Consider the following 16,657-nt stretch of genomic DNA (forward strand, 5'->3'; position numbering starts at 1 on the left):
GCCGATCGAAGCTGATCGGCGACCGGACTCCGGTTTCGGCGCAGCGGATGGTCAGGCCCCGGCGAGATCCCGCGCCGGGGTGTCCGCCGTCGACGGCCGACCCGCGAACGCGCCCCGGTACTTGGCGGCCGGATGGCTGTCCAGGACCTTGGACCGGCCCGCACCGTAGAGGTTCTCCCGGAGCGTGGAGCCCTCGTACTCGGTGCGGTAGCGCCCGCGCTTCTGCAGCTCGGGCACCACGTAGTCCACGAAGTCCTCGAAGGAGCCGGGAGAGACGTGGTAGGCCAGGTTGATACCGTCCAGGCCGCCGTCGTCGATCCAGGTCTCGAGCTGATCGGCGACTGTCTCCGGGGAACCCACCAGCACGGAGCCCATCCCGCCGATCGCGCAGTGGGCGGCGATGTCCCGGCGGGTCCACTCGCGGCTCTTGTCCTGCATGGTGAACGGGGCCAGGAAGGACTGGATGGACTCGGTCTGGACGTACTTGAGCACCTCGTCCTCGTCGAACCGTGAAAGGTCCACCCCGGACCATCCGCCGATGATCGCCTGCGAGGACTCGAGGTTCACGTACTGGAGGTAGTCGCGGTACTTCGCCTCGGCCTTGGCATCGGTCTCGTCGACCACCACCGAGAGCATCGCGTAGATCTTCAGGTCATCGCGGTCCCGCCCGGCCTCCTCGACCTTGTCCCGGAAGCGATCGGTCATGAACCGGGTGAGATCCGGGCGCAGCGCGGTGATGAAAGCCGCCTCGGCGTGCTTGCCGGCAAAGGCCTGTCCTCGGGAGGAGGCGCCGGCCTGGAAGATCAGCGGGGTCCGCTGAGGGCTGGGCTCGGTGAGGCCCGCGCCGGGAACCGTGAAGTGCTTGCCGTGATGCTGGATCGGGTGGACCAGGGCGGGATCCGCGTAGAGACCGCGCTCGCGGTCCTTGACCACCGCACCGTCCTCCCAAGATCCCTCCCAGAGCTTGTAGCAGACATCCAGGAACTCGTCGGCGATCTCATACCGCAGATCATGCTCGATCTGCTGCGGCAGCCCCTGGTTCTCGGCCGCGGAGGCCAGATAGGAGGTCACCACGTTGAAACCCACGCGACCACGGGTCAGGTGATCGAGCGTGGCGTACTTGCGGGCCAGGGTGTAGGGCTGTTCATAGGTGACTGCGCTGGTCACGCCGAACCCCAGGCCCTGGGTCACGGCGGCCATGGCGGAGATCTGCATGAACGGATCGTTCACCGGGACCTGCGCGCCGTCGGCGATCGAGGGGGCGGCGGAGTTCTTGTAGACGTCGTAGATCCCCACCACATCGGCCAGGAACAGGGCGTCGAAACGACCGCGTTCCAGCGTCCTGGCCAGGTCCGTCCAGTATTCGATCGTGTTGTATTCGGTGGCACGTGAGCGGGGGTGACGCCACAGGCCGAAGCTCTGATGCCCTACGCAGGTCATGTCGAAGGCATTGAGGGAAATCCGCTTGCTCACCCAGGGTCTCCTTGGAGTTCGTCCGACCCGCTCCCCGTGCCCCGCCGACGGCGGCCATCCTGCGGGTCCGGCGCTCGGCGCCGTACTTGCCGCACGCGGTATGTCGTGCGGCCCGATCCTCACCTGGGGCACCCCGCTACGGGGAGAGGGTTGCCGTCCGGCCAGCCAGGGCTTCGCACCGGAACTCATGATCGTTCTGGTGGCGATTCTAGCGACGCGTTCCGGCCGCCGAAACCGGACTCCGGTCGGCGGTCAGCGCTGATCGGCGACTGGAGTCCGGTTTCGGCGGCGGGGCACGGGGCACGGGGCACGGGACGCGGGGGCGGGGATGGCACCGCTGGGGACACCCGGCGTCACACCGATTTGCCTCAACCCGGGTCGACCGCGTTGAATCGCCTCGGTTCCCATCCAGAGCGACCGAGAGACCTGGCTCCGTGACGTCGCAGCAACCCGCAGATCGCGCCTCGCTCCGCTGAGGCCGTCAATCCGGCGTGGTGCTAACGCCAGGATTCGATGGAGTGGTGATGACGGCTGCCCCTGCCTCGCCCTCGTTGAATGCGACCGCCGGACGCGGCACGCGCGCTTACCCCGTACAGGCCGCGACCGTGTCCTTCGACGGTGTCGGCAAGTCCTTTCCCGCCGCCCGCGGCACCAAGAGGGGCGCTTCCGCTCCCGGAGGCGGCCTCAGGCAGGTCCTCTCGGACGTCTCCTTCGACGTGGAACCCGGGCAGATCGTGTCCATCCTGGGGCCGTCGGGCTGCGGCAAGTCCACTCTCCTGCGGGCTGCCGCCGGGCTGAGCACCGCGACGGCGGGACAGGTCCGGATCGACGGCTCCCCGGTGAGCGGGATCGACCCCCGTTGCGCCGTCGGGTTCCAGGAGCCCCGGCCGCTGCCCTGGCGCTCCGTGACGGACAACGTTGCCATGGGCCTGCCCCGGGGGACGCCCAAGGCCGACGGCGGACGGCGCGTGGCCGAACTGATCGACCTGGTGGGCCTGACCGGCTCAGCGGGCCATCGCCCCGCCGAGATCTCCGGCGGTATGGCCCAGCGCGCCTCCCTGGCCAGGGCCCTGGCCCGCAATCCCGGCGTGCTGCTGCTCGACGAGCCGTTCGGCGCACTGGACGCCCTGACCAGGCTCAAGATGCAGGATCTGCTCCTGGACGTCCACGCCGCGGATCCCACGACCGTCCTGATGGTCACCCACGACGTCGAGGAGGCCCTCTACCTCTCGGACCGGGTGATCCTGCTGGGCAGCCGCGACCCCGCCGGCCCTGCCGGCATCGCCGAGGACATCAGGATCAGGGTGCCCCGTCCCCGCTCGCGCGAGGACGCCGAGCTGGCCCGGCTCCGCTCGCATCTCCTGGCCCAGCTGGGCGTCGAAGGCCACTGACCACACCCCCTGCCGGCTCCCCGGCACCCGAGGACGGACACTCCCACGAACATGGCTGATCTCTCACGACGCAATCTGCTCCGCGCCACCGGCCTGGGCGCGGCGACCCTGGCGCTGTCCGGCTGCATGGCGGGCGAGGGCGCCGGCACCGGCGTGGCCAACGCCGATTCGGCCGGGTCCATCACCCTGGACTACGCCACGTACAACCCGCTGTCCCTGATCATCCGCAGCAAGGGCTGGCTGGAGAAGGTCGCCGACGGCATCGGGCAGTCGGTGGAGTGGGTCAACTCCGCCGGGTCCAACAAGGCCAACGAGTACCTGCGCGCCGGGGTGATCGACGTCGGTTCGACGGCCGGCTCCGCCGCGCTGCTGGCCCGCGCCAACGGCTCCCCCATCAAGGTCATCGACATCTTCTCCCAGCCCGAATGGTCGGCACTGGTCAAGACCCCGGATTCCGATATCGACTCCGTAGCCGACCTCAAGGGCGCCTCCATCGCGGCGACCCTGGGCACGGACCCGTATTTCCTGCTGCTGCAGGCTCTCGAGACGGCCGGTCTGAGCGCAGACGACGTCTCGGTGCAGAACCTCCAGCACGCGGATGGCCGCACCGCACTGGACACCGGGCAGGTGGACGCGTGGGCGGGGCTGGACCCGATCATGGCCGCGGCCGAAGAGGGCGGGGACCTCCTGTTCTACCGGAACCTGGACTTCAACACCTACGGCTTCCTCAACGCCAGGGAGTCCTTCCTGACGCAGAACCCGACGGGAGCCCACGCCGTCGTGAACACCTATGCGTACGCGCGCGAGTGGGCCCTGGCCCACGAGGAGGAAGCCGTGACGATCCTGGGCGAGGAAGCCGGGATCGAGCCGGGCACCGCCCAGAAGGTCTGGGAGCGGACCCACCTGGACATCGACCCCGTCCCGGGAGACGACCAGATCGCCGTCCTGGAGAACATCGGCCCGATCCTGGTCGAGTCCGGGGACGTCTCCTCCCAGGAGAACGTCGACGATGCGCTGGCGAGCATCGTGGAGAAGAGCTATGCCGAAGCGGCCGACCGCACCGCCGTCGCCGGCGCTATCGAGGGGAACTGACGCACGATGAGCATCAACACGGGTCCCACCCGGACCATCGACCGTAGCCGCTCCGTCCCGGAGGCCGAGAGACCCGGTGCCCTCGGCCCGGCCACGGGATCCGCTCGCGGTTCCGGCATGCCGGAGACCCCCGCCCCGGTGCGCTCCCGCGGATCGTTGTTACGCGCCGTCGCCCGCAACAAGTGGCTGGCGGGCGCGCTGGGTCTCGCCCTTCCGGTCCTCATACTGCTCCTGTGGCACACGTTGTCCTCCAACGGCACCTTCTCCCCCGTGCAGCTGCCTGCACCGAGCACCGTGCTGGCCGCCGGTGTGGAGCTGGCCCAACGCGGTGACCTGTGGTTCAACGTGGCGATCTCCGTCCAGCGGGTGGTGCTCGGCTTCCTGATCGGCTCCACGCTGGGGATGGTGCTCGGCGCACTGATCGGCCTGTCCCGCTGGGCCTCCGTGCTGGCCGGCCCGACCATCGGCGCCATACGCGCGGTCCCCTCCCTGGCCTGGGTCCCGCTGCTCATGCTGTGGATCGGCATCGGAGAGAACTCGAAGGTCACCCTCGTGGCCATCGGAGCGTTCTTCCCCGTCTACACCACCGTGTCCGCGGCCCTGAAACACGTGGACCGGCAGCTGATCGAAGCCGCTCGCTCCTTCGGGATCACGGGCCTCCAGCTCTTCTTCCAGGTGCAGCTGCCCGCCGTCCTCCCCTCCGTGATCTCGGGCCTGCGCCTGGCGCTGGCCCAGGCCTGGCTGTTCCTGGTGGCCGCCGAGCTGCTGGGCGCCGCGATGGGCCTGGGCTTCCTGCTCACGGAGTCCCAGGGCAACGGCCGCACCGACCGGCTGCTGCTCGCCATCCTGCTGCTGGCGATCCTGGGCAAGCTCTCCGATGCCCTGGTGGGCGTCTTCGAGCGCTGGGCGGCCCGCCGGTGGGGCGCGGCGCCCGCGGCCTGATCCGGGCCGCCCGGGGTGCCGCTCCCCGACCAAGCCCTTCCGAAACCTCCTGTCATCAGTTCTCACCGCGAAACCGAGGATCTCGTCCATGACCAGCCCGGCCCGCCACTCGTTCTCCGATCCGCTGAACCCCACGCCCAACCCGGCGCTGGTCTCCGACGACGACCGGGTGGCCTTCTGGGCCCGTCAGGCCGGACGCCTGGACTGGGCCGAGCCCTGGCATACGACCCACCGCTTCGACCGCCCACGGATCATCGGCCAGGACGACGACGGCAACCCCACCTACTCCGTCCCGGAGATCGCCTGGTTCGAAGGCGGGAAGCTCAACGTCGCCTACAACTGCGTGGACCGGCACGTGGAGGCCGGGCGGGGCAACCACGTGGCCCTGTACTTCGAGGGCGAGCCGGGCGACCAGCTCGTCTACACCTACGCCGACCTGCAGCGGGAGGTCTCCCGGGCGGCCAACGCCCTGCTCGGACTGGGCGTCGGCAAGGGCGACCGGGTGGTGATCTACCTGCCGGTGATCCCCGAGACCGTGATCATCACCCTGGCCTGCGCGAGGATCGGGGCGGTGCATTCGCTGGTCTTCGGCGGGTTCTCGGCAGAGGCGCTGAAGTTCCGCGTGGAGGACACCGGCGCCAAGGTGCTCGTGACCACCGACGGGCAGAACCGCCGCGGCAAGGTGGTGCCCGTCAAGGCCGATGCGGACGAGGCCTGCACCGGCGAGAACCGGATCGAGCACGTGATCGTCGTCCGCCGCACCTCCCGGCCGGGTAACAAGCAGCTGGCGGCGGGCACCCGCGGGTCGCGGTCCAACGACGAGCTCGAGGTCCCCTGGACGCCGGGGCGCGACGTGTGGTGGCACGACCTGGTCAAAGACGCCTCGCCCGTGCACGAACCCGAGTCCTTCGACGCCGAGACCCCGCTGTTCATCATCTACACCTCCGGAACCACGGGGCGCCCCAAAGGCCTGGTCCACACGATGGGCGGCTACCTGGTGCAGACCGCCTACACCCACGCCCTGCTGTTCGACCTGCTGCCCGACGTCGAGGACGGCAACGGCACGCTGCGCCCCGACGAGCTGTCCACCGTGAACGATCCGGCCAAGGTGGACTCCACCGTCCACTGGTGCACGGCGGACCTGGCCTGGGTCACCGCGCACACCTACGAGATCTACGGCCCCCTGGTCAACGGCGTCTCCGAGGTGATCTACGAGGGCACCCCGAACACACCCCACCCCGGCAGGCACTTCGAGGTCATCGAACGCTACGGGGTGACCAACTACTACACCGCGCCCACCCTGATCCGCTCGCTCATGGGGGCCTTCCCCCACGGGATCCCGCAGATCTACAACCTGTCCTCGATCCGCCTGCTGGGCTCCGTCGGGGAGTCGATCAATCCGGAGGCCTGGAGGTGGCTGCGTCATCAGATCGGCCGGGATGAGGTGCCGTTCGTGGACACGTGGTGGCAGTCGGAGACCGGCTCCTGCGTGGCCTCCCCGCGCCCCCACGACCCCCAGTTCGCCCCCGCCGGGACCTTCGCCGCCGGCACGCCGCGCACCACGGTCAAGCCGGGGTGCGCCACGCGCGCGATCCCCGGTGTATCGGTCCGTGTGCTGGACGAGGCGGGCCGGGAGGTCGGACCCGATCAGCAGGGCCTGGCGGTCGTCGACGCCATCGGGCCCTCCATGGCCCGGACGGTGTGGGGCGACCCCCAGCGCTACCTGAACTCCTACTGGGCGCAGTACGGCGAGCGCGGCTGGTTCCTGGCCGGCGACGGGGCACGGACCGATGCCGAGGGCGACCTCTACATCCTGGGACGGGTGGACGACGTCATCAATGTCTCCGGCCACCGGCTGTCCACGATCGAGATCGAGTCGGCGCTGGTGACCCACCCGTTCGTCGTCGAGGCCGGCACCACGCCCGTCGAGGACCCGCTCACGGGTCACGCCGTGCTCGCGTGCGTCGTGCTCAACGACGACGGACTGGCGCTGACCGAGACCGAGCTGCACGCCGAGCTGTGCGCCCACGTCACCCGGGAGATCGGCCCCATCGCCAAGCCGCGCGAGGTGGTCGCCGTGCCGGACCTGCCCAAGACGCGCTCGGGTAAGATCACCCGGCGGCTGCTGGCCCAGCTCTACGAGGGCAAGCCCCTGGGCGATCGTTCCTCGTTGCAGAACGAGGAGGCCCTGGACGCCATCGCACGGGCCATGGCGGACCGCCGCTCGTAGCGGTCGGCGTCCTCCCAGCGGGTGCGGCTAGTTTTCATCACGGAGCCATACCCTTCACACACGTTCGCAGAGGTTCCAGAGGGAAGTTCCGGAAGGAAGTTCCAGAAGCAGGAGGAATGCATGGCTGAGCACCAGTTCGGGTTCCGCACCCGGGCACTGCACGCCGGTGGCACGCCCGACGCCGAGCACGGCGCGCGCGCGGTTCCGATCTACCAGACCAGTTCGTTCGTGTTCAAGGACGCCGACGACGCCGCCAACCTCTTCGCGCTGCAGAAGTACGGCAATATCTACTCGCGGATCGGCAACCCCACGGTGGCGGCCTTCGAGGAGCGCATCGCCTCGCTCGAAGGCGGCATCGGCGCCGTGGCCACCGCCTCGGGCATGGCGGCGGAGTTCATCACCTTCGCCGCGCTGTGCGGGTACGGCGACCACGTGGTCGCCTCCTCCCAGCTGTACGGCGGGACGGTGACGCAGCTTGACGTGACCCTGCGCCGCTTCGGCGTGGAGAACACGTTCGTGCCGGGCACCGACCCGGCCGACTTCAAGGCCGCCCTCCGGCCGGAGACCAAGGCGGTCTACACCGAGCTGGTGGCCAACCCCTCGGGCGAGGTGGCGGATCTGGCGGGGCTGGCCGCCGTCGCGCACGAGGCCGGGGTTCCGCTGATCGTGGACGCGACGCTGAACACCCCGTACCTTTCACGGCCGCTCGAACACGGCGCGGACATCGTGATCCACTCGGCCACCAAGTTCCTGGGCGGGCACGGCACGACCCTGGGCGGCGTGGTGGTCGAGTCCGGCCGGTTCGACTGGGGCAACGGGAACTTCCCGTCCATGACCGAGCCCGTCCCCTCCTACAACGGCGTGAGCTGGTGGGGGAACTTCGGCGAGTACGGGTTCCTGACCAAGCTGCGGTCGGAGCAGCTGCGCGACATCGGCCCGGCTCTGGCCCCGCAGTCCGCCTGGAACCTGCTCCAAGGGGTGGAGACGCTGCCGCAGCGCATGGACGCGCACGTGGCCAACGCACGGCAGGTCGCCGAGTGGCTGGACTCCGACCCGCGCGTGGCCTACGTCAACTACGCCGGGCTCCCGGGGCATCCGCACCACGAGCGGGCGCGGAAGTACCTGCCGGACGGCGTGGGCTCCGTCTTCGCCTTCGGTGTGGCCGGCACGGCCGAGCGCTCGCCCCGCGAGGTCGACGCGCGGTTCATCGAAGGCCTCCAGCTGGCCTCCCACCTGGCCAACATCGGGGACGCCCGGACCCTGGTACTGCATCCGGCATCGACGACCCACCAGCAGCTGACCCCCGAACAGCTCGCCTCGGGCGGTGTGGGCGAGGACCTCATCCGCATCTCGGTGGGTCTCGAGGATCCCGCGGACATCCTGTGGGATCTCGACCAGGCACTGACGGCAGCCACGGGCCTGACCCGCGAGCAGAACTGAGGAGGCAGCTGATGAGCACCGAACGCACCTGGGTGGGCCCTTCCGCCCCGGAACGACTGTCGATCCTGCACGGCACCACGTCCATCGCGATCGTGGGGATGTCCGATAAACCGGCCCGTGCCTCCTATTTCGTCTCGACCTACCTGTTGTCGTCGTCGCCGTACACGGTGTACTTCGTCAACCCGATCCTCGCCGCCAAGGGCAAGGAGGTCCTGGGGCAGCCGGTCTACGCGTCCCTCGAGGACCTGCCGGAGGCGCCCGACGTCGTCGACGTCTTCCGCAAGCACGACGACCTGCCCGAGGTCGCGCGCGAGGCCGTTGCCGTGGGGGCCAAGACCCTGTGGCTGCAGCTGGGTTCCTGGAACGAGGAAGCCGCGGCGATCGCGGAGGAGGCCGGCCTGAACGTGGTCATGGACCGTTGCGTGAAGATCGAGCACGCCCGGTTCCACGGTGGCCTGCACCTGGCCGGGTTCAATACCGGCGTGATCTCCGCCAAACGGCAGGTGCTCGCCTGAGCCCTCCGCCCGGACGCCCTTGACGTGCTGATGACCGCGGATCGACCTGATCCGCGGTCATCAGCACGTCAAGGGCGTTCTTCTCCCCCGGCTCAGCCTGGATACTCGGCCCGGATACTCAGCCCAGGATCGCTGCGGCCACCCGGTCGGCGTCGGCGAGGGTGCGCGCGCCGAGCCCGGCGGGGGCGCCGGCCTCCGCCGCGATCGAGGTGCCCCACTGGGCGGAGGCCAGCTGCAGTCCCAGCAGCCAGATGCCCTCGCGCGGCTGCCCGTCCGTTCCCACCGCCCGGTAGGGGGCCGGGGTGACGTCCAGGCCGGGCCCAGCCACGTGGGCGGCGCCGTCGGCGAGGTGCAGGGACTTCGCCCGGACCAGGCCGTGGTCGTGCATCGCGGTCAGCAGCGGGGAGATATTGCGGCGCACCTCGTTGGGCGGGGACATCGCCTCGATGAACCAGGCGCCCCGGAAGGGCTCGTCGGCCACCCACGGCGAGCTGGCCTCGAAGCAGCCGTGCTCGGCCTCGATGCGGAACACGGGGTTCGGTCCCAGGAAACGCACCACCCCCGCACGGGCCAGGGCGGCCAGCTGCTTGATCCGCAGGGCGGGCGGGCCCGAGGCCACGCCCTCGACCAAGGGCGAGAAGGACTGCATGAGCTCCTCGTACCAGGACTCGTCCTGGAGGCCGCGCTCCGCGATGATCTGCTTGAGCAGCGTCCGCGACCAGTTCAGCGAGGAGAACGCGACCTTGGCCGGGTCGTCCTCGCCGGCCTCCGACCCGGCGGCGTCCCGGTCGAGCCAGTGCACCACGGCCGCGGCGTACTCCTCGTGCGAGCCGAACCTCTCGTCCAGGAACGGATAGGACTGCCACTTGATGTTCAAGTGGTCCTCGTAGGGGACGGCCTGGTTGACCAGGCGTTCCACGCGCACGTCCCACGGCGTCGTCTCCTCCGAGCCGGCGGCCCCCGGTACGCCCAGCTCCCGGTCCAGATCGGCCAGGAAGCGCTGGGCCGGCCGGTCGAAGGCCTCCGGACGGACCCGTGCCAGGGTCCGGTAATACGAGCGGATGGCGTCCTTGCGGGCCAGCGGCAGCAGGTCCCGGTCGAAGACCAGGGGCCCTCCCTCAGCCAGGCTCCGCACGGTCTGCGGGGTGAGGAACCTGTGGTCCAGGCAGCTGGCGTAGTAGCCGCCCATCTCCGCCTTGGCCCGGTAGGGCGTCCCCCGCCTGGAACCGACGACGACGAACGGCTCTTCGCCCGACGGGAGGTACACCAGCCGAGCCGGATCGTTCTGCGCGGGGGTGAAGACTCCCCCGCGGCCTTCGGTGAGCTCGGCGATGACATCGTGGAAGTTCAGCCCCATGCCGCGCACCAGGATCGTCTCCCCGGCCGGCAGCTCGTCCCAGTGGACGTCCGAGGGGACCGCGGGAGGCCGGTAGTTCAGCCCGTGCTCCGCGGCACCGTCCACGAGGTCCTTCTGGTCGCGGCGCAGATGGGCGTCCAGGTGGCCCAAGGCCAGCACGATGTGGTCGGCGGGAAGTTCCTGCTGTCCGCCGATCTCCACCGCGAAGCGGTGCCGCCCGGCCTCCACGGGCCGGGCCCCGACGGCTTCGTCCCGGTGCACCCTCAGCTCGACCGAGTCCGGCAGCCCGGCCACGAGGGCGTGAAACACCCAGTCCAGGTAGCGTCCGTAGAGCTGCCGCGGAGGGAAATCCGTGCTGCCCATGGCTCGTAGGACCTCGAGCTCCTCGGGGGTCAGGTTCGGGTCGGCGAGCGAACCGGCCGCGGCAGCCCTCCTCCAGGCGTCGAAGGACATCCCCCGGAGAGCGGGGATCGGATCGACGGGGAGGACGCCGTCGTCGGCGATCACCGTGGGGAAGAGGCTCGGCGTGTTCATGAGGAACCGCGGCGACTGGCTGGTGCGCCACACGTGGCCGGGTCCCGGCGGGAAAGGATCCACGAGATCCACGACGACCCGCCGCCCGGTCGCGGCCGAACGCGCCACGATGCGCTCCAGCGCGGAGAGCCCGCGGGGGCCGGCACCGACGATCACCACCCGCGGAACGCCCGCGGGAGCCGACGGCTCCCCGGGGATCTCCGAGCCCGCCCCGGGATCGCCGGTGCCCTTGACAGAGCCTTCGGGGGCATGCGGAGATCGTCCGAGTTCAGGTGGGAGCGTCATGGTCTTCAGCATAGAACGGGCATGCGGACCCCGCCGGGGCTTAGGCTCGCGTGCATGAGCGTTCAAGACATCCACGACGACGTCCTCTGGCTGGAGGAGATCCACGACCCTGCGGCTCTCGAGTGGGTTCAGCGTCAGAACGACCGGACCGAGACGCTCCTGGTCACGGATTCGTTGCGGCGCATCGAGGCCGGCGCGCTGGAGGTCATGGACTCCACCGCCAAGATCCCCATGGTCTCCAAGCAGGGGCCCTTCTACTACAACTTCTGGCGCGACGCAGATCACCCCCGCGGCCTATTCCGCCGGACCACCTGGGACTCCTGGGCCGGCGAATCCCCGGAATGGGAGATCCTCCTGGACCTGGACCGGCTCGCGGAGGCCGAGGGCACGCCGTGGGTGTGGGCCGGATCCCGCCTGCTGCGCCCCCAGTACACGGACGGGCAGTGGCGCCGGGCTCTGATCTCGCTGACCCCGGACGGCGGCGATGCCCGGCGGGTCCGCGAATTCGATCTCACCACCCGCGAGTTCGTGGCTCCAGCCGACGGCGGTTTCGACATTCCCGTGGCCAAGACCTCCGCCTCCTGGGTGGATGCGGACACCCTGCTCGTGGCCACGGAGACAGGGCCGGGATCGCTCACCTCGTCCTCCTACCCGGCCCAGGTGAGACGGCTCCGCCGGGGCGAGGCCCTCGCGGAGGCCCCCGTGGTGTTCGAGGTCGCCCACGACCACGTCCAGGCATGGGCGGGACGCGATCACACCCCCGGGTTCGAGCGCATGCTGGCCATGGACGTCATCGACTTCTTCCGCTCGGTGACCTACGTGTTCGACGACGACGGCCGGCCCGTCCCGATCCGGGTGCCCGAGTCCGTGGAGGTGTCCGTCCACAAGCAGTGGGTGCTGTTCCGGCCCCAGGAGACCTGGCGCCATCAGGATGCCGAATACGCACCCGGGACGCTGCTGGCCGCCGACCTGGAGGCCTTCCAGGGCGGGGAGCGCGAGCTGGACGTCCTGTTCGCGCCGGATCCGCATGTCAGCCTGCAGGGCTGGTCCTGGACCGCCGACCGCCTGGTCCTCCAGCTGCTGCACGACGTCTCCTCGGAGATCCGGATCCTGACCCCCGGCACCTGGGAGTCCCGCCCGTTCGAGGCGGGCCTGGCCCACCACTCGACCTCCGTCTGGGCGGTCGACGACGAGGACCCGGACGAGGGCGACGACGTCTGGGTCAGCACGTCCGGTTTCCTGCGCCCCACCACGATCATGCGCGGCACCCTGGGAGTGGAGTCCGCCGAAGGGACGGCGCCGCGCACGATCAAGCGGGCGCCGTCGTTCTTCGACGAGTCCGGACTCAGCGTCGAGCAGCACTGGGCGGTCTCCGCCGACGGCACCCGGGTCCCCTACTACCAGGTGGGCCCGGCAGGGCTACCGCTGGACGGGCGCAATCCCGTGCTGCTGTCGGGCTACGGAGGGTTCGAGGTCTCCCGCACGCCCGCCTACTCCGGGGTGATCGGCCGTTCGTGGCTCACCCGGCGCCTCGAGGACGACGCAGCGCACACCGGGGGACCCGTGGCCGCCGGACGCACCGGCGTGTACGTCGTCGCCAATATCCGAGGCGGTGGCGAGTTCGGCCCCGGCTGGCACCGCGCGGCGCTCAAGGAGAACCGGCACCGGGCCTACGAGGACTTCGCCGCCGTGGCTCAGGACCTGCACGACCGCGGTGTCAGCTCCCCCGCGACGCTGGCGTGCTCGGGTGGTTCGAACGGCGGGCTGCTGGTGGGCAACATGCTCGTGAGCTACCCGCACCTGTTCGGCGGGATCTCCTGCGGCGTCCCGCTCCTGGACATGCGCCGCTATACGAAGCTCTCGGCGGGCACGTCGTGGATGGCCGAATACGGCGATCCCGAGGACCCGGCGCAGTGGGAGTTCATCCGGACGTTCTCCCCGTACCACCTGGTACAGCAGGGCGGGGTCTATCCTCCCGTGCTGTTCTGGACCGCCACGAGCGACGACCGCGTGGGCCCCGTGCAGGCCCGCAAGATGGCGGCCCGCATGATCACCCAGGGACACGACCGGGTGTGGTTCCACGAGACGCTCGAGGGCGGACATGCCGGGGCGGGCGACAACAAGCAGGCCGCCCGCTCCCACGCACTGTCCTTCGAGTTCCTGTGGCGGTGCGTGACGGGAACGCTGTAGGCGCGGGCCGGTCCGTGCCGAATCCGGAGTCCGGTCGCTCATCGGGGTCGATGGGCGACCGGACTCCCGTCTGGGCGGTCGTTGGGGCGGTCAGCGTACGACGGCGCCGGCCTCCCGCCTGCCGTAGATGATCAGCTTGGCCATCTCCATGACGAGGAAGACGATCACGCCGGCGGCCGCGGTCATGCCGATCTCGACGAGCTGCAGGTCCGAGGTGCCGAAGGCCTCGTGGAACACCGGCCAGTAGATGAACACGAGCTGCAAGGCCGTCAGGATCCCGACGACCAGCCAGGCCACCTTGTTGTTGAGGAACGTCCTGGGATGCAGGCTGGAGGTCTCCAGGGCCTTGACGTTGAACAGATAGACGACCTGCGCCGCCACGAGCACGGTGGTGGCCACCGTGCGGGCCGATTCCAGGGTGTCCCCCGCGCCCAGGCGCCAGTAGAACACGCCCATCGTCAAGCCGCTGATGAGCACGGAGGCCACCGCGATCTGCACGATGTGCCGTAACCGCACGATGGACTCCCCCGCCGCCGCCGGCTTGCGCTTCATGATGTCGCCCTCGGCCGGCTCGAAAGCAAAAGCGAAGGCGAGGGTCACGCCGGTGACCATGTTCACCCACAGGATCTGCAGCGGCGTCAGCGGCAAGGTCCAGCCGAAGAAGACCGCGAACAGCATCACCAGCGATTGAGCGCCGTTGGTGGGCAGCAGGAACACGATGGCCTTCCGCAGGTTGTCGTAGATCCGCCGCCCCTCCTCCACCGCGGTCTCGATGGTGGAGAAGTTGTCGTCGCCCAGGACGACCTCGGCCGACTCCTTGGTCACCTCGGTCCCCTTGATGCCCATGGCCACGCCGACGTCGGCCCGCCGCAGGGCGGGAGCGTCGTTGACGCCGTCGCCGGTCATCGCGACGACCTCCCCCTCCGCCTGCAGCGCGCGGACCAGCCGCAGCTTGTGCTCGGGGCTGGTCCGGGCGAAGACATTGTGGGTACGGACCAGGGTGCGCAGCTCGTCGTCGCCGGCCTCCTCGAGCTCCTGGCCGGTGATCGCTCCCGCGCCGTCGTCGATGCCCATCTGGCGGGCGATGGCGGTGGCCGTTCCCGCGTGGTCGCCGGTGATCATCTTGATCACGATGCCCGCCTCCTGGCAGGCCTTGACGGCGGTGATGGCCTCGCTGCGCGGCGGGTCCACGATGCCCACCACGCCCACGAACTGGAGTTCCTGCCCCAGGGACTCCGGAGTGAGCGCATCGGTGTCTCCGTCGCGGGCAGGCCGGCGGGCTGCTGCGAGCACGCGCAGCCCCTGGTCGCTCAGGTCCTGGATGCGCCGCTCCCAGCCTTCACGGTCCAGGTCACGGGCGCCCCCGGAGGCATCGATCTGGCTGGCCGATCGCGATAGCAGAACGTCCGGCGCCCCCTTGACCATGACGCAGGCGCCGTCACCGCCGGGCAGCTCCAGGGTCGCGGCCATGAATTTGTAGTCCGAGCTGAAGGGCAGGACCGCCCGGCGGCCGATGGATGAGCGGTCGAGGTCGAGCTTGGCGGCGAACGAACGCAGAGCGCCCTCGGTGGGCTCGCCCACGACCTTCCAGCCCTCCTCGTCTTCGACCAGGTCGGCATCGTTGACTGCGCCCATGGCCTCGGCCAGCGGGCGCAGAGCGGGATGGTCCAGGCCCAAGTTTTGCCCGCCGGCTGTCACGGAGCCGTGCGGATCGTATCCGGATCCCGAGACCTCGAATTCGAGGTCTCCCACCACCCCGCGAACCACGGTCATCTCGTTCTTGGTCAGCGTGCCCGTCTTGTCCGAGCAGATCGTGGTCACGCTGCCCAGCGTCTGGACCGCGGGCAGTTTCCGGGTGATGGCCTTCTGGCGGGCCATGGCCTGCACACCCAGCGCCAGGGTGATCGTGATCAGCGCGGGCAGCCCCTCGGGAATGGCGGCGACGGCGAAGCCCACCGCCGCCAGCAGCAGCTCCAGCAGGTCCGTGCCGTGGACCAGCCAGCCCACCAGGACCAGGGCCACGGAGACCACCAGCACGCCCAGCGACAGCCACTTGCTGAACACGGCGACCTGGCGGGTCAACGGGGTCTCCAGGGTCTCGACCTCGGACATCATCTCGTTGATGCGCCCGATCTCCGCCGTGGGGCCAGTTTCGACAACGATGCCCGCCCCCGCCCCGGAGGCCAGCATCGAGCCGGAGAACACCATGGAGGTGCGGTCCCCCAGGGCAGCGCCCTCGGCGACCTCCGGAACGGATTTCTCGGCGGGAACGGACTCGCCGGTCAGCGCGGATTCCTCGGAGGTCATGTTCGCGGCGTCGAGCAGCCGGATATCGGCCGGGATCTTGTCACCGGCGCTGAGCCGGACGACGTCGCCGGGCACCAGGTCCTCGGCGTCCACGGTGGACCAGGAACCGTCGCGTTTCACGCTGGCCGTGGCGGAGAGCATGTCCCGGATGCCCTCCAGTGCCTTCTCGGCCCGGCCTTCCTGGATGAAGCCGATCGCCGCGTTGACGAGCACGACCACCAGGATGACCGCCATGTCCACCCATTCCTGCAGGATGCCTGTCAGGACGGCGGCCACCAGCAGGACGTAGATCAGGACATCGTTGAAGTGCCGCAGGAACCTGACCACGGCGTTGTCCCGTGGCGGATCGGGAAGCCTGTTCGGTCCGGCCTGCTGGCGCCGGGTCTCCACGTCGTGGGAGCCGAGCCCCCGGTCCGGATCCACCCCCAGCTGTTCGCGGACCGCCTCCGCGGGCAAGGCGTAGGCATCCTCCACCGGGGTGAACCCCGGCGTCTCCTGCACCACGTCATGCGACACGTCGTGCAAGGAGATCTTGCTGTCGGCGGGGGTCTCGATGGTTCCGGACGGACGGGGGTCGGCTGGCACTCGTGAGCTCTCCTCAAGCGGGTTCGGCGGCCCCGGGGGTGGCTCCGTTTCCTGCGGACCTTCCTGCGGTGCGGATCGCCTTCTCCGAGGTGCAGACCGTCGGAGGCGACCCGCTGGATCCGGTTGCGGAGAGGAACCGTCGGGGCCGTCTTTCCAGATTAGAAAGCTTGCTCCCTACTTTCACGCCGAGAGCGTCCGGTGGCAGGAGTTGCCCTGTTGCGCTGGTCACGTAGGGTGCCCCTCCGCCGGCTCTTCCCCCGCCGAGTAGTGACTTCGGCCGCCCATCAGCGCTGATGGGCGGCCGAAGTCGCTACTC

The 16,657-nt window shown here is 69.8% G+C and carries 10 protein-coding genes and 2 riboswitches; of the genes, 7 read left to right on the forward strand and 3 right to left on the reverse strand.

The features are described 5' to 3' along the window. Positions 1-51: 51 nt before the first annotated feature. Complete coding sequence (locus tag FCK90_RS11870) at positions 52-1,473, reverse strand: LLM class flavin-dependent oxidoreductase (RefSeq protein WP_281347453.1); 1,422 nt, start codon at positions 1,471-1,473, stop codon at positions 52-54. 77 nt (positions 1,474-1,550) lie between these two features. Then, positions 1,551-1,666, reverse strand: a riboswitch (SAM riboswitch). Positions 1,667-1,874: 208 nt separating this feature from the next. Next, a riboswitch (SAM riboswitch) is annotated at positions 1,875-1,993 on the forward strand. Between the two features lie 4 nt (positions 1,994-1,997). On the opposite strand from FCK90_RS11870, the gene FCK90_RS11875 reads away from it, so the two are divergent. From FCK90_RS11875 to FCK90_RS11900, 6 genes are all read left to right on the forward strand, one after another. Beyond that, entirely contained in the window at positions 1,998-2,864 is an 867-nt protein-coding gene (locus FCK90_RS11875) for an ABC transporter ATP-binding protein (RefSeq protein ID WP_158034513.1), read from the forward strand. Positions 2,865-2,915: 51 nt separating this feature from the next. Continuing rightward, entirely contained in the window at positions 2,916-3,956 is a 1,041-nt protein-coding gene (locus tag FCK90_RS11880; protein ID WP_158034514.1) for an aliphatic sulfonate ABC transporter substrate-binding protein, read from the forward strand. A 6-nt stretch (positions 3,957-3,962) separates the two neighbouring features. Further along, complete coding sequence (locus FCK90_RS11885; RefSeq protein WP_246180261.1) at positions 3,963-4,898, forward strand: ABC transporter permease; 936 nt, start codon at positions 3,963-3,965, stop codon at positions 4,896-4,898. Between the two features lie 88 nt (positions 4,899-4,986). Beyond that, complete coding sequence (locus FCK90_RS11890) at positions 4,987-7,128, forward strand: AMP-binding protein (RefSeq protein ID WP_158034515.1); 2,142 nt, start codon at positions 4,987-4,989, stop codon at positions 7,126-7,128. 120 nt (positions 7,129-7,248) lie between these two features. Continuing rightward, a complete protein-coding gene (locus FCK90_RS11895; protein ID WP_158034516.1) occupies positions 7,249-8,568 on the forward strand; it encodes an O-acetylhomoserine aminocarboxypropyltransferase/cysteine synthase family protein in 1,320 nt (439 codons plus the stop codon). An 11-nt stretch (positions 8,569-8,579) separates the two neighbouring features. After that, a complete protein-coding gene (locus FCK90_RS11900) occupies positions 8,580-9,083 on the forward strand; it encodes a CoA-binding protein (RefSeq protein WP_158034517.1) in 504 nt (167 codons plus the stop codon). Between the two features lie 118 nt (positions 9,084-9,201). Here FCK90_RS11900 and FCK90_RS11905 read toward each other — a convergent pair whose 3' ends face one another. Further along, entirely contained in the window at positions 9,202-11,259 is a 2,058-nt protein-coding gene (locus tag FCK90_RS11905) for an FAD/NAD(P)-binding protein (RefSeq protein WP_158034518.1), read from the reverse strand. A gap of 54 nt (positions 11,260-11,313) precedes the next feature. On the opposite strand from FCK90_RS11905, the gene FCK90_RS11910 reads away from it, so the two are divergent. Next, a complete protein-coding gene (locus FCK90_RS11910; RefSeq protein ID WP_158034519.1) occupies positions 11,314-13,449 on the forward strand; it encodes a prolyl oligopeptidase family serine peptidase in 2,136 nt (711 codons plus the stop codon). A gap of 90 nt (positions 13,450-13,539) precedes the next feature. Here the strand turns inward: FCK90_RS11910 and FCK90_RS11915 are convergent, their stop codons facing one another. Beyond that, positions 13,540-16,341 (reverse strand): HAD-IC family P-type ATPase, encoded by a 2,802-nt coding sequence (locus FCK90_RS11915; RefSeq protein WP_246180263.1) that lies wholly within the window; start codon positions 16,339-16,341, stop codon positions 13,540-13,542. Between the last annotated feature and the right edge of the window lie 316 nt (positions 16,342-16,657).

Source organism: Kocuria coralli, assembly GCF_008831305.1.
Taxonomy (GTDB): Bacteria; Actinomycetota; Actinomycetes; order Actinomycetales; family Micrococcaceae; genus Kocuria; species Kocuria coralli.

Excerpts from the sequence above, each read along its gene's own strand:
- FCK90_RS11875 (WP_158034513.1), top strand. The coding sequence starts at position 1,998 with ATGACGGCTGCCCCTGCCTCGCCCTCGTTGAATGCGACCGCCGGACGC.
- FCK90_RS11880 (WP_158034514.1), top strand. The coding sequence starts at position 2,916 with ATGGCTGATCTCTCACGACGCAATCTGCTCCGCGCCACCGGCCTGGGC.
- FCK90_RS11885 (WP_246180261.1), top strand. The coding sequence starts at position 3,963 with ATGAGCATCAACACGGGTCCCACCCGGACCATCGACCGTAGCCGCTCC.
- FCK90_RS11890 (WP_158034515.1), top strand. The coding sequence starts at position 4,987 with ATGACCAGCCCGGCCCGCCACTCGTTCTCCGATCCGCTGAACCCCACG.
- FCK90_RS11895 (WP_158034516.1), top strand. The coding sequence starts at position 7,249 with ATGGCTGAGCACCAGTTCGGGTTCCGCACCCGGGCACTGCACGCCGGT.
- FCK90_RS11900 (WP_158034517.1), top strand. The coding sequence starts at position 8,580 with ATGAGCACCGAACGCACCTGGGTGGGCCCTTCCGCCCCGGAACGACTG.
- FCK90_RS11905 (WP_158034518.1), bottom strand. The coding sequence starts at position 11,259 with ATGACGCTCCCACCTGAACTCGGACGATCTCCGCATGCCCCCGAAGGC.
- FCK90_RS11910 (WP_158034519.1), top strand. The coding sequence starts at position 11,314 with ATGAGCGTTCAAGACATCCACGACGACGTCCTCTGGCTGGAGGAGATC.